This is a genomic window from Achromobacter sp., assembly GCF_057314935.1.
Genome location: NZ_DBHKZA010000059.1, coordinates 17950 through 37555, shown reverse-complemented (window position 1 = coordinate 37555; position 19606 = coordinate 17950). Strand labels below are relative to the sequence as shown.

21 protein-coding genes are annotated in these 19606 nt (G+C 66.4%); 12 read left to right on the top strand and 9 right to left on the bottom strand.

Annotated features, from left to right (window positions below; all coding sequences use genetic code 11):
- Nucleotides 1-869 (bottom strand): gamma-glutamyltransferase (locus tag ACO6D5_RS20675; RefSeq protein WP_485826398.1); only part of this gene is annotated, 869 nt, incomplete at its 3' end.
- Between the two features lie 109 nt (nucleotides 870-978).
- On the opposite strand from ACO6D5_RS20675, the gene ACO6D5_RS20670 reads away from it, so the two are divergent.
- Nucleotides 979-1923: a LysR family transcriptional regulator gene (locus tag ACO6D5_RS20670; protein ID WP_315527685.1), complete on the top strand. Its 945-nt coding sequence runs from the start codon at nucleotides 979-981 to the stop codon at nucleotides 1921-1923.
- 6 nt (nucleotides 1924-1929) lie between these two features.
- On the opposite strand, the gene phnN is transcribed toward ACO6D5_RS20670, so the two are convergent.
- The 4 genes from phnN to phnF all read right to left on the bottom strand — a co-directional run bounded on the left by phnN (nucleotide 1930) and on the right by phnF (nucleotide 5292).
- Nucleotides 1930-2517 (bottom strand): phosphonate metabolism protein/1,5-bisphosphokinase (PRPP-forming) PhnN, encoded by a 588-nt coding sequence (gene phnN / locus ACO6D5_RS20665; RefSeq protein WP_485826397.1) that lies wholly within the window; start codon nucleotides 2515-2517, stop codon nucleotides 1930-1932.
- A complete protein-coding gene (locus ACO6D5_RS20660; protein ID WP_485826396.1) occupies nucleotides 2514-3257 on the bottom strand; it encodes a DUF1045 domain-containing protein in 744 nt (247 codons plus the stop codon). Before ACO6D5_RS20660 ends, phnN begins: the two co-directional genes overlap by 4 nt.
- 2 nt (nucleotides 3258-3259) lie before the next feature.
- Complete coding sequence (locus ACO6D5_RS20655) at nucleotides 3260-4453, bottom strand: alpha-D-ribose 1-methylphosphonate 5-triphosphate diphosphatase (protein WP_315527680.1); 1194 nt, start codon at nucleotides 4451-4453, stop codon at nucleotides 3260-3262.
- A 116-nt stretch (nucleotides 4454-4569) separates the two neighbouring features.
- On the bottom strand, nucleotides 4570-5292 hold the full coding sequence (gene phnF / locus ACO6D5_RS20650) for a phosphonate metabolism transcriptional regulator PhnF (protein ID WP_169273225.1): 723 nt from the start codon (nucleotides 5290-5292) through the stop codon (nucleotides 4570-4572).
- Nucleotides 5293-5476: 184 nt separating this feature from the next.
- On the opposite strand from phnF, the gene phnG reads away from it, so the two are divergent.
- The 9 genes from phnG to ACO6D5_RS20605 all read left to right on the top strand — a co-directional run bounded on the left by phnG (nucleotide 5477) and on the right by ACO6D5_RS20605 (nucleotide 12414).
- Entirely contained in the window at nucleotides 5477-5947 is a 471-nt protein-coding gene (phnG, locus tag ACO6D5_RS20645; RefSeq protein WP_315527677.1) for a phosphonate C-P lyase system protein PhnG, read from the top strand.
- 1 nt (nucleotide 5948) lies between these two features.
- Nucleotides 5949-6566, top strand: coding sequence for a phosphonate C-P lyase system protein PhnH (phnH, locus tag ACO6D5_RS20640; RefSeq protein ID WP_485826395.1), 618 nt, complete (start codon nucleotides 5949-5951; stop codon nucleotides 6564-6566).
- Between the two features lies 1 nt (nucleotide 6567).
- Entirely contained in the window at nucleotides 6568-7683 is a 1116-nt protein-coding gene (locus tag ACO6D5_RS20635; RefSeq protein WP_485826394.1) for a carbon-phosphorus lyase complex subunit, read from the top strand.
- Nucleotides 7680-8561, top strand: coding sequence for an alpha-D-ribose 1-methylphosphonate 5-phosphate C-P-lyase PhnJ (locus tag ACO6D5_RS20630; RefSeq protein ID WP_485826393.1), 882 nt, complete (start codon nucleotides 7680-7682; stop codon nucleotides 8559-8561). Before ACO6D5_RS20635 ends, ACO6D5_RS20630 begins: the two co-directional genes overlap by 4 nt.
- A complete protein-coding gene (gene phnK / locus ACO6D5_RS20625; protein WP_280029612.1) occupies nucleotides 8558-9334 on the top strand; it encodes a phosphonate C-P lyase system protein PhnK in 777 nt (258 codons plus the stop codon). Before ACO6D5_RS20630 ends, phnK begins: the two co-directional genes overlap by 4 nt.
- Before the next feature lie 2 nt (nucleotides 9335-9336).
- A complete protein-coding gene (phnL, locus tag ACO6D5_RS20620; protein ID WP_485826392.1) occupies nucleotides 9337-10056 on the top strand; it encodes a phosphonate C-P lyase system protein PhnL in 720 nt (239 codons plus the stop codon).
- A gap of 2 nt (nucleotides 10057-10058) precedes the next feature.
- Complete coding sequence (locus ACO6D5_RS20615) at nucleotides 10059-11258, top strand: alpha-D-ribose 1-methylphosphonate 5-triphosphate diphosphatase (protein ID WP_485826391.1); 1200 nt, start codon at nucleotides 10059-10061, stop codon at nucleotides 11256-11258.
- A gap of 23 nt (nucleotides 11259-11281) precedes the next feature.
- A complete protein-coding gene (locus ACO6D5_RS20610; protein ID WP_485826390.1) occupies nucleotides 11282-11824 on the top strand; it encodes an MOSC domain-containing protein in 543 nt (180 codons plus the stop codon).
- A 155-nt stretch (nucleotides 11825-11979) separates the two neighbouring features.
- On the top strand, nucleotides 11980-12414 hold the full coding sequence (locus ACO6D5_RS20605) for a hypothetical protein (RefSeq protein ID WP_280029608.1): 435 nt from the start codon (nucleotides 11980-11982) through the stop codon (nucleotides 12412-12414).
- A gap of 34 nt (nucleotides 12415-12448) precedes the next feature.
- Here ACO6D5_RS20605 and ACO6D5_RS20600 read toward each other — a convergent pair whose 3' ends face one another.
- Both ACO6D5_RS20600 and ACO6D5_RS20595 read right to left on the bottom strand, forming a co-directional pair.
- Nucleotides 12449-12826 carry a hypothetical protein gene (locus ACO6D5_RS20600; protein WP_485826389.1) on the bottom strand — a complete coding sequence of 126 codons (378 nt, stop codon included), beginning with the start codon at nucleotides 12824-12826 and terminating at the stop codon, nucleotides 12449-12451.
- Nucleotides 12827-12969: 143 nt separating this feature from the next.
- Complete coding sequence (locus ACO6D5_RS20595) at nucleotides 12970-14268, bottom strand: dicarboxylate/amino acid:cation symporter (protein ID WP_315527664.1); 1299 nt, start codon at nucleotides 14266-14268, stop codon at nucleotides 12970-12972.
- Between the two features lie 281 nt (nucleotides 14269-14549).
- On the opposite strand from ACO6D5_RS20595, the gene ACO6D5_RS20590 reads away from it, so the two are divergent.
- Nucleotides 14550-15449: an SMP-30/gluconolactonase/LRE family protein gene (locus ACO6D5_RS20590; RefSeq protein WP_485826388.1), complete on the top strand. Its 900-nt coding sequence runs from the start codon at nucleotides 14550-14552 to the stop codon at nucleotides 15447-15449.
- Nucleotides 15450-15492: 43 nt separating this feature from the next.
- Here the strand turns inward: ACO6D5_RS20590 and ACO6D5_RS20585 are convergent, their stop codons facing one another.
- Nucleotides 15493-17106: an ABC transporter substrate-binding protein gene (locus ACO6D5_RS20585; protein WP_485826387.1), complete on the bottom strand. Its 1614-nt coding sequence runs from the start codon at nucleotides 17104-17106 to the stop codon at nucleotides 15493-15495.
- Nucleotides 17107-17282: 176 nt separating this feature from the next.
- On the bottom strand, nucleotides 17283-18056 hold the full coding sequence (locus tag ACO6D5_RS20580) for an IclR family transcriptional regulator domain-containing protein (protein WP_315527659.1): 774 nt from the start codon (nucleotides 18054-18056) through the stop codon (nucleotides 17283-17285).
- 229 nt (nucleotides 18057-18285) lie between these two features.
- On the opposite strand from ACO6D5_RS20580, the gene ACO6D5_RS20575 reads away from it, so the two are divergent.
- Entirely contained in the window at nucleotides 18286-19605 is a 1320-nt protein-coding gene (locus ACO6D5_RS20575) for an ArgE/DapE family deacylase (RefSeq protein ID WP_485826386.1), read from the top strand.
- Nucleotide 19606: the final 1 nt, after the last annotated feature.

Below are 19606 nucleotides of genomic sequence, written 5' to 3'. Positions count from 1 at the left end.
TGCAGATGCACCGGCCCTTGCGACCAGACGCCGCATTTGGCGACGGTATAGCGGCCGTACTGCGTGGTGGCGGGTTCGTCGTAGGTGGCGCGCCAGTCGGCCATGTCGGCTTTGCGCAGCAGCCCGCGGTTGCGCTGGCCGGTGGTGTCGCGCACCGCCTCATGGGTGTAGTAGGCGTCGATCGCGTCGGCGACGAAGCCGCGGTACCAGCCATTCAGCGCGGCATCGATGCGGCCGCGGCGGTCGCTGCTGGCGGCATGCGCCTCGTCCAGGATGCGGGTGTAGGTGGCGGCGATGGCGGGCGTGCGGAACAGGGCGTCGGGCGCGGGCACGCGGCCATCGGGCAGCCAGACATCCCGGGAAGTGGTCCATTCGTCTCGGAACAATGCCTGCACGGCCAGGATGGCCTGCGTCACGCGGGGCACCAGCGGAAAGCCGTTGCGCGCATAGTCGATGGCCGGTTGCAGCACGTCGGCCAGTTCCCACGTGCCGTAATCGCGCAGCAGGGTCAGCCAGGCGCCGAACGCGCCGGGCACGGTGGCCGGCAGCAGCCCGATGCCGGGCACCTGTTCCACGCCCAGGCCGCGGAAGTAGGCGGGCGTGGCCAGCGCGGGCGCGGGCCCTTGGCCGCAGAGCGCGCGCATGCGCTGTTCGCGCTCGCTCCAGAACAGGATGGGCACTTCGCCTCCAGGCCCGTTCAGGTGCGGTTCCACGATCTGCAGGGTGAAGCCGCCGGCCACGGCGGCGTCATAGGCGTTGCCGCCGCGCTCCAGCACGCCCATCGCGACTTGCGAGGCCAGCCAGTGCGTGGACGACACGACACCGAAGGTGCCGCGGATTTCTGGACGGGTGGTGAAAGCGTCGCTCATTTGACGGAGACAGGCGGGGAGGGAAAGTGGATGGAAGTATAGGATCGAGAAATAACTTGATTCAGCTTTGTTGGCATAATTGAATAACCATATGGTTATAGAGAGATCCATGAGCTGGGATGCCGCCCGTCTGGCCAATCGCCTGAAGCACCGCCACCTGGCGCTGCTGACCAACATTGCCAAGCATGGCTCGCTGACCCGGGTGGCGGCCGCCACCGGCATCAGCCAGCCCGCCGTCACCAAGGCCCTGGCCGAACTGGAGGACATTTTCGGCGCGCCGCTCTTCCTGCGCAGCGGACGCGGCTTGCAGGCTACGCCGCTGGGGGAGCTGGCCCTGCTGCGGGCGCGCCACATGCAGAGCGATCTGGACCTGTGGGCGCGCGAAGTCGAGGCCCTGCACGCGGGCCGTTCCGCACACTTGAACGTGGGCGTGGTGCCGTACGTGTCCAGCGCCTTGCTGACGGCTGCCATCAGCCAGCTGCACCAGGGCCACGGGGTCACGCTGACCTTGCACCGCGCCACCACGGATCATCTGGTGCCGATGCTGCGCCGGCACGAGCTGGATTGCATCATCAGCCGCGCAACGTCGACGGTGGCGCTGGACGACCTGATGCACCGGGTGCTGTACCACCAGCGCCCGCGCCTGATCGCGCACAGCCGCCTGGCGCAGCGCCTGGCCCGGCGCGCGCCGGACTGGGCCGCCGTGGCGTCCATGGATTGGGTATTGCCGGCGGCCAACACGCCCACGCGGCAACTGATCATGGAGCACTTCATCCGCGCCGGACTGCGCGCGCCCTCGCCGGTGCTGGAGGCGTACTCGACCGACGTGATCGAAGGCATGCTGACGATGAACGAGGCGCTGATCTCGGTCGTGCCCGAAGACATCGCGCGGGAACTGTGCCAACGGGGCAAGCTGGGCATGGTGCCCTGGGACTTCGGTTGGGAACTGCCGCCCATCAACCTGATCCGGCGCAAGCGCGAGCAGCCGCTGGCGGCCGAAGAGCGCTTTTCGGACATCCTGCTGGAACTCTGCGGCAGCCCGCCCAAGGCCTGAGCCTTGCTAGCGGGCCAGTTGTTCCCGCGCGATCGTCAACAGGGCCGCAGCGGCCGATTCGGGCGCGCCGTTGTTGCTGACTTGCGCCAGCCGGCACGCTTGCGGCACCGCGAAGGCCTGCGTGGCGCGTGATAGCCGTTGCGCGATCTGCTCGGCGCTTTCGCGCCCGCGGCCCGCCAGGCGGCGCGCAAGCAAGGCGGGCTCGACCGTGATTTCCACGGCCATCAATGCGGGATAGCGGGCATGCGCCGTTGGAAGGTGCGCGCGCGACCCGTTGACGATGACGGCCGCGCCACAAGCCAGCCAGGTATCGATTTCGATGCCGATGCCATAGTGCAGCCCATGGCTGGCCCAGCGCAGCGCGAAGCAGCCCAGCGCCGCGCGGCGGGTGAATTCTTCGGGGGTCAGGCGCAGCGCGTCTTCGGTGTCGCCGCTGTCGCGCGTGATGTAGCGGTGCGCGACCAGCACGGGCTCGTTGTCTTGCAGATGGGCGCGCAGCAGCCGCAGCAAGGTGTCCTTGCCGCTGCCCGAGGCGCCCATCAGGTAGATCAGCCGCGCGCCGTCCGCGGGCGAGGCCGGAGCCGGTGGGGTCATGGGGCGGGGGGCCCTTGCAGATAGTCCGCGCCGACGGCGTCGGTGTGCGTGCCGTCGAAGCCATAGTGGCGCGCGGCGATGAAATCGGCGCCGGGTTCGGGCTGGACGAAGACGCTGATGGCGGGCACCGCCATGGTCTGCCCGCGCAACGGGTCGGCAAAGGCGGCGATGCGGCGTTGCGCCTGCTCCAGCGCGTCGCCCGCCAGTTTCCCCGTCAGCGTGATGTGGAACGTATAGGTGTCGAACACATACGGGTAGCCCCAGTGCGCCAGCATGGCTTGCTGTTCGGGCGGCAGCGATTGCGGCTGGCGGCGCGCGGTTTCCTCCGGCGTGGGCGGGGCGCGCAAGTCGTCCAGCCCGCGCACGGCGGCATTGGCCAGGGCCTGGATGCGGGCCTGCCCCTGCGTATCGGATCCGGCGATGCGCCAGGCAAGGAATCCGCGCAGTGTTTCGCATTCCAGTTCCACCTCGAAGGGGAGGACGCCGCGGGCCAGTTCCCGGGCGGCGGCGTCCACGGCTTGCGGCGTGGCGCCGGCGCGCAGCCGGAAAGGCGGCTTCAAGGTGGCGTGCAGGCCGTAATGGCGCGGCGCCTCCGTCCAGTCGCGCGAGGGTTCGGGCAGGCCGGGCGGGGGCGGCAGCGCCGCGCCAGTGTCGGCGCAGCGGCCCAGCCAGCGGCTGCCGTATTCCAGCCACGGGCCGGTGGGCGCCAGGTACAACGCATAGCGATGGGCAAGCGGCATGGTCAGGCCGCCATGCGCAGGCTGTTGTCGTGGCCGAACACGCGGGTGGCGTAGCGCAGTTCGCCGCCGACAATGGCGGCGACCACCCGCGGCAGTCCGGCCACCTGGTCGTCCACCACGATGGCGTCGGCGATCAGGCCTGGCGTCAACGCGCCGCGGTCTTTCAGGCCGGCGGCGCGCGCGGGATTCATCGACACCAGGTTCCAGGCCTGCGCCAGCGGCAGCACGCCGTCCTGCACCAGCCGCATGACGGCGGCCAGCGGGGCTGGATAGTAGTAGTCGGACGTCAGGATATCGCACAGGCCGTCGCGCACCATCTCGGTGGCACTCGGCGCGCCGGTGTGGCTGCCGCCGCGCACCACGTTGGGCGCCCCGAAGACGACGGAGTTGCCCAGGTCGCGGGCAACGCCGGCGGCGTCGCGGGTCAACGGAAACTCCGCGACGCCGCAGCCCAGCTGGTGATAGTAGCGGCGCGTGGCGGCGTCGGGGTCGTCGTGCGAGGCGACCTTCAAGCCGGCAGCCTGCGCGCAGGCGGTCAGCTCGCGCATGGCGTCGGCCACGGAGTCGGCCGCCGACATCGCGGCGCGGATGCGTTCCTGGAAGGTGTCCAGGTCGCATTCGGCGCGGCTGGCGTATTGCATCAGCTTGCGGTCATCGCCCAGGCGGCGCGCCATGCTGGGCAGGTGGTCGTTCAGCGCCAGGAAGCGCACGCGGCCGTCGCGGATCCATTGCTGGGCCAGATCGACGCCGCCCACGTGGTGGGTTTCGAAACGCAGGTGCACGTAGTGCCGCGCGCCCATCAGGTGCTGCATGCGTTCCAGCGCGTCGAACATGCGTTCGGCATAGGCCTCGCCGCGCAAGCCGCCTTCCCAGGACAGCGTCACGCCGTGGAACTCCGTGGTGATGCCATTGGCCAGCAGTTGGCGGTCGACGTCGAACAGCGCGCTGTCATACGGGAAGGTGACACTGGGCCGGGGCATGATGGCGCGTTCGAAGGCGTCGCCATGCAGGTCGACGATGCCGGGCAGCACCAGCAGGTCGCCGGCGTCGAACCAGGGGGCGCCGCGGGCGGGCGTGGCGCCGCTGTCATCGATCAGCCCGCCATGAAAGCGCAGGCTGGCTTGTTCGACGCCGCGCGGCGTCAGGATGCGTTGGCCTGTAACACCGGCCAGGGGCGAGGGGGCGTGTGAGTTCATGGTGTGACGTTATCGATTCTGCATGACAACCAGATGTCTAGATGTGTGTTGTTGCTTTCAAGCCTTGCCTTACCCATCGCCGCGCGGTTGTTGTCCGGCGGCGATGGCCTTGCCGTCTAGCTTTCGTCCGCAACCATCAACTGCACGAGGTCGCCCACGAAGCGGGTGATGCTGTATTGCAGCGGGGCGCCTTCCTGGTCCACGTTCAGCGCTTCCACCTGAAGGATCGGCCGCGTCTTGGGCTGGCCTAGCAGGCGCGCGACTTCGGGCGTGGGCAGCGCGGCGGTGATGCGCGACCATTTGCGCGTGTAATCGCCGATGCCGTAATGCGCATAGACCTTGGACACCGAACGCAGCGCGGTCAGGCGGTCAGCGAAGTCCGGGAAGCGCTTTTCGTCAAAGAAGTGTTCGGATGCGCTGATCGGGCGGTTTTCAGCCTTGCCGACCATCTGCACGCGCAACAGCGGCGCCGTGCGGGCCAGCCCCAGATGCTTGGCGATATCGGCCGCGCGCAGGGTCTGGCTGCCCAGGGCTTCCAGGTGGCCCAGCACGCCCTGGCTGCGCAGGTTCTCGGAAAATCGCGTGCGCTTGCCGATGGCGTAATCGATGGCGTGTTCCTGCACGAAGGTGCCGCGCCCCTGTTCGATCCGGACCAGGCCGCTTTGTTCCAGCTCGCCCATGGCGCGCCGGATGGTGTGGCGGTTGACGGAGAACTTGGCGGCCAGTTCCGGCTCGGACGGCAGCTGTTCGCCCGCCATATAGAGCTTGTTGCGGATGTCGTCCGCCAGGGACTCGCCGATTTGCCGCCAGACGGCGATGCCGGAACCTCTTTCAACCATAGGGTGCGCTCGTGCTGTCACATCAGCTTCATGAAGAATGGCTGTGATTGTGCCTGATGCGGCGGCCGCCGGATAGGCGGTGCACAGATGCCGCCACTGTCATCAAAAATTCACGCCAGGCTGTTGAACTTGGAATTCGGAGCGATCATACTTCATCCAGTCGTCTAGACGTTTAGAGGAAATAATGGATCACTCACTAGCAGGACAGGATGCGGCCAACGCCCAGCGCGCCGCCTGGATGCGCGTGCTGTCGCTGGCCAGTCCGGCCGCGCTGGAAGGGGCGTTCAGCGCTCTGGGCAGTGTGCCAGCGCATCAGATGCTGCGTCCGGCGCAGACGGGCATGGCCATGGTGCGGGCGCGCAGCGGCGGCACCGGGGCGCGCTTCAACCTGGGGGAAATGACGGTGACACGTTGCGCCGTCACGCTGGGCGATGGCGTGGTCGGTGTGGCCTACGTGCAGGGCCGATCGTTGCGGCACGCCGAGCAGGCCGCCGTGGCCGACGCGCTGCTCCAATTGCCCGATTGGCACGACACCGTGCAGGCGCACCTGATCCAGCCGTTGGCCCGCCAGCATGCCGAGCGGGCCGAGCGCCAGGCGCAGGTGGCGGAGCAGACCAAGGTGGAGTTCTTCACGATGGTACGAGGCGAGGACTGACATGCAAGCACAGACATTGAACGCGCCGGCCGCCAGCCGCGGCCTGCTGCCCGGCTTTGCGGATCCGGTCAACAACGCGCAATCCACTTTCCGCACGGCCTTGCAAGCCCTGGCCCATCCCGGACGTGTCCATGAAATCGTCGCCGAATGCGGCGTGCCGGCGGGGCTGTCGCCGGCGATGACTGCGATGCTGCTGACCTTGGTGGACGTGGACACCCCGCTGTGGCTGCCCCGCGAGGTGGGCGCCGACGTGGTGGCGTTCCTGCGCTTTCATTGCGCCTGCCCCATCGTGCCGTCGCCCGCGCTGGCGCGCTTTGCCGCGGTGCCGGCCGGCTTTGACGCCCCGACGCTGTCCGCCTGCCACCAGGGCGACCCGGCTTATCCCGATTTGTCCACCACGCTGCTGATGGAGGTCGCCTCCCTGTCCGGGGGCGAGGCGGTCACGCTGTCCGGCCCGGGCATCCAGACGCGGCAGGTCCTGTCCGTCGACGGGCTTGCCGACGGCTTCTGGCGCGAGTGGCGCTTGAATCATCAACGGTTTCCGCTGGGTGTGGACGTGTTCCTGACGCACGGCCGGCGGATGTGTGGATTGCCGCGCACGACGCGCGTGGAGAACTGACATGTATGTCGCCGTGAAAGGGGGCGAACGCGCCATCCTGAATTCCTACCGCATGCTGGACGACTACCGGCGGGGCGATCGCGAGATCCCCGAGCTGAGCCTGGACCAGATCCGCGAACAGATGCCGCTGGCGGTGTCGCGCGTGATGGCTGAAGGGTCGCTCTACGATCCGCAACTGGCGTCGCTGGCGCTCAAGCAGGCCGCCGGCGATGTGATCGAGGCGGTGTTCCTGTTGCGCGCCTACCGCACGACGCTGTCGCGCTACGGCTACACGCAGCCGATCGATACGGGCGCGATGCGCCTGCAGCGCCGGATCTCGTCGACGTTCAAGGACGTGCCCGGCGGCCAGATCCTGGGCCCGACCTACGACTACACCCAGCGCCTGCTGGACTTTTCGCTGGAGGCGCAGCGTGAAGCCGATGCGCTCCCGCCCGGCGACCAGGCGCTGGACAGCGACATGCCGCGGGTAACCGACCTGCTGGCGCATGACGACCTGATCGACGCCGAGGCCGTGCCGGAAGGCGACCCCGAGCCCTTCGACCTGACGCGCCAGCCGCTGGATTTTCCGGCCTCGCGCGCCGCCCGTCTGCAGAACCTGGCGCGCGCCGACGAAGGCTTCCTGCTGTCGATGGGGTATTCGACGCAGCGCGGCTATGGCAACACCCATCCGTTTGCCGCCGAGATCCGCTATGGCACGCTGGAAGTCGAGATGCACATCGAAGAGCTGGGGTTCGCCGTGACCGTCGGCGAAATCGAGATCACCGAATGCCAGATGGTCAGCCAGTTCGCGGGCAACGCGGAAGAAGGGCCGAAGTTCACCCGGGGCTACGGGCTGACGTTCGGCTACGGCGAACGCAAGGCCATGTCGATGGCGCTGGTGGACCGTGCGCTGAAGGCAAAGGACTTGGGCGAACGCGCCGATTCCCCGGCCAACGACCACGAGTTCGTGCTGTACCACAGCGATAACGTCGAGGCCTCCGGCTTCGTGCAGCACTTGAAGCTGCCGCATTACGTGGACTTCCAGGCCAACCTGGAACTGTTGCGCCGCATGCGCGCCGAACGCGGCGCGCCGCAGCCGGCCACCAACGATCAGATGGACGAGGCGGTTTCCTCATGAGCGCACAACACGCAACGGTCGAACGCGACGACCACTACAACTTCGCCTACCTGGACGAGTCCACCAAGCGCATGCTGCGCCGCGCGCTGCTCAAGGCCGTGGCGATCCCGGGCTACCAGGTGCCCTTCGGCAGCCGTGAAATGCCGCTGCCCTATGGCTGGGGCACGGGCGGCATCCAGGTCACGGCGTCCATCATCGGCAAGGACGACGTGCTGAAGGTCATCGACCAGGGCTCGGACGACACCACGAACGCCATCAACATCCGCCGCTTCTTCGGTCGGGTCACGGGCGTGGCGACCACCGAATCCACGCCGGACGCCACCATCGTGCAGACGCGCCACCGCATCCCCGAAACGCCGCTGGCCGAAGGGCAGGTGATGGTGTTCCAGGTGCCGATCCCGGAACCGCTGCGCTGGCTGGAACCGAGCGAAACCGAGACCCGCACGATGCATGCGCTGGCCGAGTACGGCGGCATGCACGTCAAGCTGTACGAAGACATCGCGCAGCATGGCCGCATCGCCACCACCTACGACTACCCGGTCATCGTGAACGACCGCTACATGATGCGGCCGTCGCCGATCCCCAAGTTCGACAACCCCAAGCTGGACGGCAACCCGGCGCTGATGCTGTTCGGCGCGGGCCGGGAAAAGCGGGTGTACGCCGTGCCGCCCTACACCCGGGTCAAGAGCCTGGACTTCGAAGACCATCCGTTCACGGTGGAAAAGTGGAGCGAGTGCTGCGACCTGTGCGGGTCGCGCGACAGCTTCCTGGATGAAATCATCCTGGACGACGCCGGCACGCGCCGCTTCGTCTGCTCGGACACCGAATACTGCAACCACCGCCAGACGCAGCAACGCGACAACGAGGCCGCCGCATGACTCCCCAACCTTTGCTTTCCGTGCGCAACATGACGCGCACGTGGGACGGCGTGCATGGCTGCCGCGACGTCAGCTTCGACCTGTATCCCGGCGAGGTGCTGTGCGTGGTCGGCGAGTCCGGCTCGGGCAAAAGCACGTTGTTGTCGGCCGTGTCGTACCAGACCCAGCCGGATGCCGGCAGCGTCTGGTACGACACGCGCGACCAGGGCTTCATCGACCTGGCGGCGCTGCAAGGCGCGCGGTTGCGGCTGCTGTCGCGCACCGATTGGGGCTTCGTGCGCCAGAACGCCCGCGACGGGCTGCGCATGCAGGTCAGCGCCGGGGCGAACATCGCGGAACGCCTGATGGCGGTCGGTGACCGGCACTACGGCGATCTGCGCGAAGTGGCGGGCAACTGGCTGCAGAAAATGGAGATCGACGCGGGCCGGCTGGACGACACGCCGGTGTCGTTCTCCGGCGGCATGCAGCAGCGCCTGCAGATCGCCCGCAACCTGGTGACGCATCCGCGCCTGGTGTTCATGGACGAGCCCACCGCGTCGCTGGACGTGTCGGTGCAGGCGCGCCTGTTGGACCTGTTGCGCCAACTGGTGGCGGACCTGGGGCTGGCCGCTATTGTGGTCACCCACGATCTGGCCGTGGCGCGGCTGCTGGCGCACCGCACGCTGGTGATGCGCGGCGGCGTCGTGGTGGAAAGCGGGCTGACCGACCAGATCCTCGACGATCCCCAACACCCCTACACCCAATTGCTGGTGTCTTCCATTCTGCAGAGCTGAACATGCGCGAAACCACTCCCATGATCGAGGTGCGGGGCCTCGGAAAGATGTTCACCCTGCACAACCAGGGCGGCATCTGGCTGCCCGTGCTGGACGCCGTGGATTTCGACGCGGCCGCCGGCGATTGCCTGGTGCTGGCCGGCCCGTCGGGCACCGGCAAGAGCACCTTGCTGCGCTGCCTGTATGGCAACTATCTGGCCACCGAAGGCAGCATCCGCGTGCGGGCCCACGGCGAATGGGTGGAGCTGGTGGGCGCGCCGGAGCAGCGCATCCTGGCGCTGCGCCGCGACGTCATCGGCTACGTCAGCCAGTTCCTGCGGGTGATCCCGCGCGTGTCGGCGCTGGACGTGGTGGCCGAGCCGCTGCGCATGGCGGGCGTGGATACGGAAGACGCCCGCCGCCAGGCCGGCGCGCTGTTGCAGCGCCTGAATGTGCCGCCGCGCCTATGGGGCTTGGCGCCGGCCACGTTTTCGGGCGGCGAGCAGCAGCGCGTGAATATCGCGCGCGGCTTCATCGCCCGCCATCCCATCCTGTTGCTGGACGAGCCCACCGCGTCGCTGGACGCCGACAATCGCCGCGTCGTGATCGAGCTGATCCACGAAGCCCTGGCCGCGGGCCGTTGCCTGCTGGGCATCTTCCACGACGCCGAAGTACGCGATGCCGTCGCGACGCAGACCCTGGCCTTGCGTCCGGCCCAACCCGCTACGGCGGAACTGGAGTAGACATGCCGAGCACTTACCTGACCCATGCCCGCGTGGTCATGCCCGACCGCGTCCTGGAAAACAGCGCCGTGCTGATCGACGACGGCCGCATCGTCGCCATCGATCCTGATGGCGCAAAGGCTGACCGGGAGATCGACCTGCAAGGCCAGACGCTCATGCCCGGGTTGATCGACTTGCATTGCGACGCCATCGAAAAGGAAGCCGAGCCGCGTTCGCGCGTGCTGTTCCCGCTGGACTTCGCGGTGGCCCAGGTGGACCGCCGCAACGCCGCGGCGGGCATCACGACGCCGTACCACGCGCTGTCGTTCGCCAACAATGAATGGGGCGTGCGCAACAACCAGACAGCGGCGCAAGTGGTGCGCACGGTATGCGCCTTTCGTCAGCACAGCCTGGTCGACAATCGCGTGCACTGCCGCTACGAAGTCACCGACGAGACCTCGGTGGACGTGCTGCGCGCATTGATGGACGAGGGCGCGGTGGACTTGCTGTCGGTGATGGACCATTCGCCCGGGCAGGGGCAGTTCAAGACGCTGGAATCCTATCTGCAGTACATGATGGGCAATCATGCGATGAGCCGCGAGCAGGCGGAAGAGGCCGCGCACGCCAAGACGCGGGCCAAGGATGGCGCGGTGGGCCGGGTGGAGACGTTGCTGTCGCATGCGCAGTCGCTCGGCATCCCGACGGCCAGCCATGACGACGATTCCATCCACCGCATCGCCACCATGCGCAATCTGGGCGTGGCGATGAGCGAATTCCCGATCACCCTGGACACCGCGCGCGCCGCGGTGTCTTGCGGCCTGCCGACCATCCTGGGCGCGCCCAACGTGCTGCGGGGCCAGAGCCAGAGCGGATCGATGCGCGCCATCGACGCCATCCGGGCCGGCGTGGCCAGCTGCCTGTGTTCCGACTACCAGCCGTCCACGCTGATCGCCGCGGCGTTCGCGGTGGCGGCGCAGACCGACCTGACGTGGCCGCAGGCCATCGCGCTGGTCACGGCGAATCCCGCGGACGCTTGCGGGCTGGCCGACCGGGGCCGTATCGCGGTGGGCCAGCGGGCCGATCTGGTGGCGGTGGCGCAGGTGGGCGGCATGCCGTTGATCAGTCACACCTGGTCGGCCGGCCGGCTGGTATTCTCGACCCACTATCTGCCGGCTCGCGAGCCGGTGGCTGCCCTGCGCGACGCCCAACGCGTGGCGGCCTGAAGGCCCTTTTCAGGAGCCCCGCGATGAATCCGATAGTGATTGCCGTGGCGCTGAGCGCCACGCACACGTTCAGCAAGCCGGTCGTGCCCATGATCGTGCTGCGCAAGGGGCTGGGGGTCGAGGGCGATTGCCACCTGGGGGTCACCGTCCAGCACCGCTCCCGGGTCAGGGCCGATCCGACGCAGCCCAATCTGCGGCAAGTCCATCTGATCCAGGGCGAATTGCACGATGAACTGCAATTGGCCGGATTCAACGTGGCCGAAGGGACGATGGGGGAAAACATCACGACACGCGGCATCGATCTTCTGGCCCTGCCACGCGGGGCGCGCCTGCGCATCGGCGCCGACGCGGTCATCGAGATCACCGGCCTGCGCAACCCTTGCTCCCAATTGGATAAATACCAGAAGGGCCTGACGGCCGCCGTGCTGGGGCGCAACTCGGACGGCAGCCTGCTGCGTCGGGCCGGGGTGATGGGAATCGTGCTCGAGGGCGGGGCGGTCAGCCCGGGCGACGCCATCCGGACGGAGCTGCCGCCCTTGCCGCATTGGCCGTTGGAACGCGTATAGGCGCAAAAACATCGCTCCCGGTCACAGACGGGGTGCCCCGCATCTGGTTAAATGGCGAAAGGGCGTAACGGCCTAAGGCGGAGCCGCGTTCTTGCGGCTTGCTCAGGCGAAGCCGTACTTTTCACGGTTCGCCATCCAATTTTCCGGAGCGCGCGATGGCACGATTCAATTTCACCCAAGACCCCGAAGAACCCGATCTGTGGGCGGCCGAGAACGTGCCCGCCGGCAACGGCCGTCCGCCCATCCACGTCATGATCCAGACGGACGGCGAAGAGCCTGACAGCGGCGCGTCCAAGGTAGTCAAGGCCATCATCGACAATCTGGACGACCACATCCTGGCAGCGTCCGAGTTCCTGCTGGACAACTATTCCTACGAGCACTGCAAGAAGCTCGGCATCGAAGACGACCAGCTGCTGAAGGAAGAAACCGCGGAAGCCATGGCCGAAAAGGCCGTGCTGCGCGCGCTGTGGCTGTTCGATGAAGACGGCGACGGCTATGAACTGTGGTTCACGCTGCCGTGGGATCCCGTCCACACCTACGACGTCGAATTCGAAGACGGCGCGCCGGTATCCTGCTCGGTCAACGACTAAGCCTGAATGCCTGGCAGACGGATGGGGCGGTTCCTTAGCGGACCAGTTCGAACTTCGTCGCCAGGCTCTGGCCCAGCGATTCGTCGTAGCGGTAGCGCAATTTAAGCGGCTTGCCCTTGCGGATCTGGCCGGGCGCCGTGTTCTCAAGCGTGACGTCGATGTCGCGGTCCACGAATTCCGTGCAATCCGTATCGGCGCGCGCGCCATCGGGGATGTCGGCCGATTTCACCTTCAGCCGGAATGTCGTCTGTGTGAGTTCGGTGCCATCGGTACGGTACTGGCGCATCTGTACGGCGGGCGTGGAAGCCGTGCCGGACAGGTCGCACGAAATGCGTGTCCAGGCGTGGGCGGCAGGCACGATGGCCGTCATGGCAATGGCTGCCAGAATGCCGCGCAGGGGAAGGGGTGTCATGGCATGCGTATCGCGCGTGGCGCCGGGGCGCCGCGCGGGGAGTCAGGCAAGGGAGTCTTATGTTGCTCCCGCCGATGCCGGCAGGTCAAGCAATCAGGTGTTAATAAAAAAGCGGGCCACGGCCCGCTTTTTTATCGCCTTTGTCATGCATCCTGGCTGGCGGGCTTGCCCGTTGCCGCATTCGCGTCGTCTGCCGATGCGTCTGCAGGCTGGTCGCCCCGGTCGTCTTCCAGCTTGGCGATCACCGCGGTGGCCAGGCTGTTGCCGACGACGTTGGTGGCCGTGCGGCCCATGTCGAAGAACTGGTCGATGCCCATGATCAGCAGCAGGCCGGCTTCGGGCAGATGGAACATCGGCAAGGTCGCGGCCACGACGACGAGCGAGGCGCGCGCCACGCCGGCCATGCCCTTGCTGGTCACCATCAGCACCAGCAGCAGCGTCAATTGCTGCGCAAAGCTCATTTCGATGTTGTAGGCCTGCGCGATGAACAGCACCGCAAAGGACTGGTACATCATCGAACCATCCAGGTTGAACGAGTAGCCCAGCGGCAGCACGAAGCCCGAAATGCGCTTGGACACGCCGAAACGCTCAAGTGCTTCAATGGTCTTCGGATAGGCCGATTCACTGCTGGCAGTGGAAAAGGCCAGCAGCGTGGGTTCCTTGATCAGGCCGCCCAGGCGGCGCGTGGACTTGCCCAGGAACAGGTAGCCCACGCCGAACAGGATGGCCCACAACAGCGCCAGGCCCAGGTAGAACTCGCCGATCAGCTTGCCGTAGCTGACCAGCACGCCCAGGCCTTCGGTGGTGATGGCGGCGGCCATGGCGGCGAACACCCCCAGCGGCGCGAAACGCATCACGTAATCCGTCACGCGGAACATGATCTTGGCCAGCTCGTCGATCATGTTGTAGATCGTATTGTGGCCTTTGCCGCGGATGAAGGACAGCGCGGCGCCGAAGAACAGCGAGAACACCAGGATCTGCAGGATCTCGTTGTTGGCCATGGCTTCCGCAATGCTCTTGGGGAACACGTGCGCGATGAAGGCCTTGAGGGTGAAGTCGCCCGTCTTCAGTCCCGACGTGATGCCCGCATCGGGTATCGCCAGGTTCATGTGCGCGCCGGGCTGGAAGATATTGACCAGCAGCAGGCCCAGCAGCAGCGAAATCGCCGAGGCGGCGATGAACCAGACCATGGCGCGCAGGCCGATGCGGCCCACGGCGTTGGCGTCGCTCATGCTGGCCAGACCGGACACCAGCGTGGCGAACACCAGCGGGGCGATGATCATCTTGATCATGCGCAGGAAGATATCCGTGATCAGGCTGAAGTAAGACGCGATCTGCGCCGCGTCTTTCGCGTCCTGCGCCGTCTGGTTGCAGAGGTAGCCCACCACGATGCCCAACACCATCGCGATGCCGATGTAGCGCGTCAGCTTCTTTGTATTCATGATCAAAACGGAAACAGGGACCTGTCGCGGAGCCCTGGGAGGGGCGGGCCCGCCGGCATAGGGCGGGGCACGACGGTCCGGTGACGGATATGCCAGGGATGCCCGAACGTGCGGGTTTTCCCTTGGGGCGCGATGTTAACGCCGCAAACCTGACAGTTGGTTGTCAGGTCGGGGACGGATCAGCCATGCCAGAATGGGCCGGCGCCAAGGCCCGCAAGGCCATTGCGGCGCCTCGAAAAAAGAACCGGCCCCGACCGGGGCGATAGACAGGAGACAAGGCAATGCCGAAACGCGAATTGTCCGTGCTGGCTTCCGGGTACACCTACCTGGAAGGCTTGCGGTGGCACGAAGACCGCCTGTGGGCGTCGGACTTCTATACGGAACAGGTGATTGCCGTGGACCTCCAGGGGCGGGTCGAGCAGATCTGCCGCGTGCCGCAGCAGCCGTCCGGCCTGGGCTGGCTGCCCGACGGACGCCTCTTGATCTCATCCATGAAAGACCGCAAAGTGCTGCGCCGCGAGCCGGACGGCACGCTGGCGGTGCATGCCGACCTGTCCGCGCTGACGGGCGGCCCGATCAACGACATGGTGGTGGATGCGCAGGGTCGCGCCTACGTGGGCAATTTCGGTTTCGACCTGATGGCAGGCGCACCCGTCGCCACGACGACCCTGGTGCGCGTGGACACGGACGGGGTCGCGCAGGTGGTGGCCGACGGGCTGTGCTTTCCCAACGGCTCTTTCATCACCCCGGACGGCAAAACGCTGATCGTCAACGAGACCTTCGGCAACCGGATCTCCGAATTCGATATCCAGGCCAACGGGGCGCTGGGGCCGCGGCGCGACTGGGCGGACTTCGGCGCGCTGCCCGACAGCGATGACCTGTGGGTGCTGATCGCGGCGTCGGCCATCGGTCCTGACGGCGGCGCGCTGGACGCGGAAGGGGCGGTCTGGGTGGCGGATGCCATCGGCAAGCGGATCGTGCGGGTCGCGCGTGGCGGCAAGATCCTGGAGCAGATCGATACGGGCGAACTCGGCATCTTCGCCGCGGCGCTGGGCGGGGCCGACGGCCGCACGCTGTTCATGGCGGCGGCGCCTGACTTCATCGAAGCCAACCGCCGCGCCAAACCCGAAGGCCGGATCCTGATGACGCGGGTAGACGTGCCGCACGCCGGCAGGCCCTGACACGAAGAAGGCCGGCGGCGCCGATGCGCCGCGGGCCTTCGGCCTATTTCGGCGCCAGCCAGGCGTCGGCGTAGGTGTCAACGGCCCCCAGGCCGGTGGTAATGGCGCCATGCACGCGCGAGTCCAGGAAGGTGGAGTAGTTGGTGTCGTCGATCCAGGCCAGTGGCACGTCCTCGGCCAAGATCTTCTGCAATTCCGTATACAGGCGCTGGCGTTCCTCGTCCGTCGCGGCGGTGGCCGCCTGGTCGAACAATTCGTCCACTTTGGGGTTGCGGTATTGCGAAGTGTTGGTGAAGGCCAGTCCTTTCTTGATGTTGCTGCTGACGTAGGTGCGCGATACGCCGATCGCCGGGTCGCCATACTGGAAGACGCCGTTGTAGGCCATGTCGAAATCCCAGTTGCCCATGCGCGAGGTCCAGCCGCCGACGTCGGTGCTTTCGATGTCGATGGCGATGCCGACCTTGCCCAGGCTCTGCTTGGTGTATTCCGCGATGCGGCGCTGCATCTCGCCGTAGGGGTTGGGAATCAGCCCCAGCTTCACGCGCACGCCCTTGGCATCCGGCTTCAGCCCCATCTCGTCGAGCAGCGCGATGGCTTTCTTCGGGTCGTACGGATACTGCTTGATATTGGGATCGAAGAAGCGCGTGTTGCGGTGGAACGGGCCGGTCGAGACGGTGCCCAGGCCGAACATGATGCGCTTGACGATGAATTCGCGGTCGATCGCGTACATGACGGCTTGCCGGAAACGCTTGTCGTCCATCGGCTTGCGCGCCTGGTTCATTTCGATCCAGTGCAGCGTGGACCAGTATTCATAGCCCTTTTGCGTGACATTGATGTGCGCCAGTTTCGACACGCGCGGCATGTCGAACGGTTCGATGTCCTGCAGCCAGGCTTGCTGCACCGTGCGCTGCTCGAGCGCCAGGCGGCGCGAGGCGGCATCCGGGATCACGCGGTAGGTAATGCCGTCCAGATAGGGGCGGCCTTCCTTCCAGTAATGCTCGTTCTTCACCAGTTCGATGTACGACCCGCGTTCCCAGCGCTTGAACTTGAAGGGGCCGGTGCCGATGGGCGCGTTGTTGTGCGGGTTCTGCGCCATGGGCGTATCCACGTCGAACAAGTGCTTGGGCAGGATCACGCCGCCGCCGATGTCGAAGGCGTACAGAAATGCCGAGTAGCGCTCCTTCAACTTGAACACCACGGTGTGCGCGTCGGGCGCGGTGATGTCCTCGATGTAGCGCATCAGCGAACGGGTGCGGGGCGTATTGGCCAGCACCTGCTTGTAGGAAAACAGCACGTCCGCCGAGGTAAAGGGTTTGCCGTCGTGCCATTGCGCATTGGGCTGCAAATGGAAGGTGTAGGTCAGCTGGTCGTTTGACACGTCCCACGATTTGGCCAGGCTGGGCTGCGGCTTCAGGTCGAAGGAGTAGGTCAGCAGGCTTTCATAGACTTTGCCTGCCACCATCTGCGTGGTGCCGACCTGCTGCATGGCCACATTCAGGTTGGGCGGTTCCGGGTTCAGGATGGCGGTCAGCACGCCGCCGTATTGCGGCTGGGCATCGGGCGAGGGCGGGGCGGCAAAGACGGCAGGAGCGGCGGCGAGGGCGGCAGCGGCCAACAGGCCCTGCGCCAGGGCGCGGCGGACGATATTGCACTTCAAGGCAAACCTCCTTGGGTTGGCGCCCGAGGCGGGCTCGGGTGCAGCAACATTAAATCTTAAGTATCAAATAGTGATACTTAAGAATCCAAGGAAGTTATGGTGCAGCAGCCTGCCCGGCCGCGCAAGGCGGCCGGCGCTAGGGATTTCCCGGGAGCAGGGTGGCCGGGACGGGGTGCTCAGTTGCGGTTGGGGCGGCCGCTGAGCGCGCGCGCGGCCGAGATGGCCAGCGAGCTGAAGCGCTGGGAAAACGATTCCAGCGTCCATTCGGCCAGCAGGCCGGAGATGTGGATGGCCGCCAAAGGTCGCCCGCTGTGGTCGACGACGGCGCTGGCCAACACGATTTCGCCCACCATGCTCTCTTCCAGGCAGATCGCGTAGCCCTGCACGCGCGCTTCGCGCACGCGCTGGCGGATCAGGTCGGGGTCGGTGATGGTCTTGGGCGTCAGCGGGCGCATGTCGCTGCGCGCCAGGATGTCGTCGACTTCGTCGTCGGCCAGGTGCGACATGATGGCGCGGCCGCCGGAGGACGAGAACGTGGGCATGCGGCGCCCGACCAGCGTGGCATAGAACGTCTGGCGCTTCGTCTGGCGACGCAACGCATAGACGATGGTCAGGTCGTCGAACAGGCTCAGATCGACACGTTCACCGCATTCCTGTTGCAGTTGCTCAAGGATGGGCGTGGCGCGTTCCAGCAGCGGATGGCCGCGCAGGAAATCGAAGGTCCGGTCCAGGATCTTCTTGCCCAGGACATATCCGCGCTGGTTGATGCCGCGCTCGAGATAGCCCAGCGCCACCAGGGTGTGCAGCATGCGCTGGGTCGAGCTGCGGTCCAGGCCCGACAGCTCGGTGAGTTCGTTCAGGCTGAGCGGGCCGGGGTTGTTGGAGAAAGCCTCCAGGATGCCGAAGCCTTTCGCCAGCGATTGGTTGAACCGGGTCTCGGTTGTGGCCATGTTGTTCTACTCCAGTTCTTTGTCTGTGCGGCGTCGCATCGGCGCGTGGCGAGCGCACGCGGATACGCACTGTAGTGGCAATCGATTTCTGCTAGGGCTAGGGAAATCACCCATGGTTTCCGTCTTGCCCCGCGTTTGTGTGAACTCTATCATGCCAAATATAGATATCTAAGTATCAACTATTGATACTTATGAAATCGCCGATTTCACACTCGACAAGGGGAATGCAATGAGCGCCGCAGCAGCCAGCCTGGACCAGGCCCGTATCGCCGAAGCCGTCGGCAAGCTTCGCCAGTACATGACCGACACGCTGACCGGCTTCGTCCAGTGCCGCAGCCTGCCCGGGCAGGAAATGTCCGCCGCCGCGTTCATGGAAGACGCGCTGGCGGACCTGGGGCTTGCCTCCGAGCGCATTGCGCTGCGGACGGAAGAACTGAAGAACCTGCCGCTCTATTCCCCGGCGTGCTGCCCGGACGGCGGCCGCTACAACGTGCTGGCGCGCCACGAGCCGCGCAGCGCGGGCGGCCGGGCGGTATTGTTCAATGGCCACCTGGACGTGGTGCCGACTGGCCCGCATGAGCTCTGGGACCCCGCGCCGTTCGACGGCGAACTCCGCGACGGCTGGCTGTATGGCCGCGGCGCCGGCGACATGAAAGCGGGCATCGTCTGCGCACTGGCGGCTTTCAAGGCGCTGCGGGAACTGGGCATGCAACCCGCCGGCGCCGTCGGTTTCAACGGCGTGCTGGAAGAGGAAAACACGGGCAACGGCACCCTGGCCACGGTGTCGGCGCTGCAAAGCGCCATCGCCGCCGCCAAGCTCAGCGCGTTCGACGCGGTGGTGATCCCCGAGCCTACGCACGAACGCATGATGAGCGCGCAACTGGGCGTGTACTGGATGTATGTGGATATCGTGGGTCGTCCCGCGCATGCCGCCTACATGACGACGGGCGTGAACCCCGTCGAGACCGGCCTGCGCATCGTCGATGCCATGAAGCAGCTGGAACACGAATGGAACTTGCCGGAAAACCGGCATCCTGCCTATCGCGAACACGCGCATCCGATCAATTTCAACCTGGGGCAGATCCACGCGGGCGACTGGAATTCGTCCGTGCCCAGCGTCTGCACGCTGGGCATGCGCATCGCCTGCTATCCGGACATGACGATCGAAGCGGCCAAGCAGCAGGTCGAGGCGCGCATCCGCGCCGTCCAGGCCGGGCTGACCGACAGCGACGTGCGCATCGACATCCGCTACGAAGGCTTCCATGCGCCGGGATGCGAATACGACCTGGACGTGCCGGCCATGCAATTGCTGGCCGATGCCCACCGCCGCGTCGCGGGTGAACTGCCGCAGCCCACGGCGCTGACGGCCACGACCGACGGCCGCCACTTCCGCCTGATGATGGATGTGCCGGTGACGTGTTACGGCCCCAAGGTGCAGAACGTGCACGGCTTCAATGAATGCGTGTCGGTGGACAGCATGGTGCGCGTGGCGACCTCGCTGGCGCTCTTCATCCACGACTGGTGCGGGGTTGAACCGCTGCAAGCCTGAG

Coding starts and splice junctions, on each gene's coding strand:
- ACO6D5_RS20670 (WP_315527685.1), top strand. CDS start 979: ATGAGCTGGGATGCCGCCCGTCTGGCCAATCGCCTGAAGCACCGCCAC.
- phnN (WP_485826397.1), bottom strand. CDS start 2,517: ATGACCCCACCGGCTCCGGCCTCGCCCGCGGACGGCGCGCGGCTGATC.
- ACO6D5_RS20660 (WP_485826396.1), bottom strand. CDS start 3,257: ATGCCGCTTGCCCATCGCTATGCGTTGTACCTGGCGCCCACCGGCCCG.
- ACO6D5_RS20655 (WP_315527680.1), bottom strand. CDS start 4,453: ATGAACTCACACGCCCCCTCGCCCCTGGCCGGTGTTACAGGCCAACGC.
- phnF (WP_169273225.1), bottom strand. CDS start 5,292: ATGGTTGAAAGAGGTTCCGGCATCGCCGTCTGGCGGCAAATCGGCGAG.
- phnG (WP_315527677.1), top strand. CDS start 5,477: ATGGATCACTCACTAGCAGGACAGGATGCGGCCAACGCCCAGCGCGCC.
- phnH (WP_485826395.1), top strand. CDS start 5,949: ATGCAAGCACAGACATTGAACGCGCCGGCCGCCAGCCGCGGCCTGCTG.
- ACO6D5_RS20635 (WP_485826394.1), top strand. CDS start 6,568: ATGTATGTCGCCGTGAAAGGGGGCGAACGCGCCATCCTGAATTCCTAC.
- ACO6D5_RS20630 (WP_485826393.1), top strand. CDS start 7,680: ATGAGCGCACAACACGCAACGGTCGAACGCGACGACCACTACAACTTC.
- phnK (WP_280029612.1), top strand. CDS start 8,558: ATGACTCCCCAACCTTTGCTTTCCGTGCGCAACATGACGCGCACGTGG.
- phnL (WP_485826392.1), top strand. CDS start 9,337: ATGCGCGAAACCACTCCCATGATCGAGGTGCGGGGCCTCGGAAAGATG.
- ACO6D5_RS20615 (WP_485826391.1), top strand. CDS start 10,059: ATGCCGAGCACTTACCTGACCCATGCCCGCGTGGTCATGCCCGACCGC.
- ACO6D5_RS20610 (WP_485826390.1), top strand. CDS start 11,282: ATGAATCCGATAGTGATTGCCGTGGCGCTGAGCGCCACGCACACGTTC.
- ACO6D5_RS20605 (WP_280029608.1), top strand. CDS start 11,980: ATGGCACGATTCAATTTCACCCAAGACCCCGAAGAACCCGATCTGTGG.
- ACO6D5_RS20600 (WP_485826389.1), bottom strand. CDS start 12,826: ATGACACCCCTTCCCCTGCGCGGCATTCTGGCAGCCATTGCCATGACG.
- ACO6D5_RS20595 (WP_315527664.1), bottom strand. CDS start 14,268: ATGAATACAAAGAAGCTGACGCGCTACATCGGCATCGCGATGGTGTTG.
- ACO6D5_RS20590 (WP_485826388.1), top strand. CDS start 14,550: ATGCCGAAACGCGAATTGTCCGTGCTGGCTTCCGGGTACACCTACCTG.
- ACO6D5_RS20580 (WP_315527659.1), bottom strand. CDS start 18,056: ATGGCCACAACCGAGACCCGGTTCAACCAATCGCTGGCGAAAGGCTTC.
- ACO6D5_RS20575 (WP_485826386.1), top strand. CDS start 18,286: ATGAGCGCCGCAGCAGCCAGCCTGGACCAGGCCCGTATCGCCGAAGCC.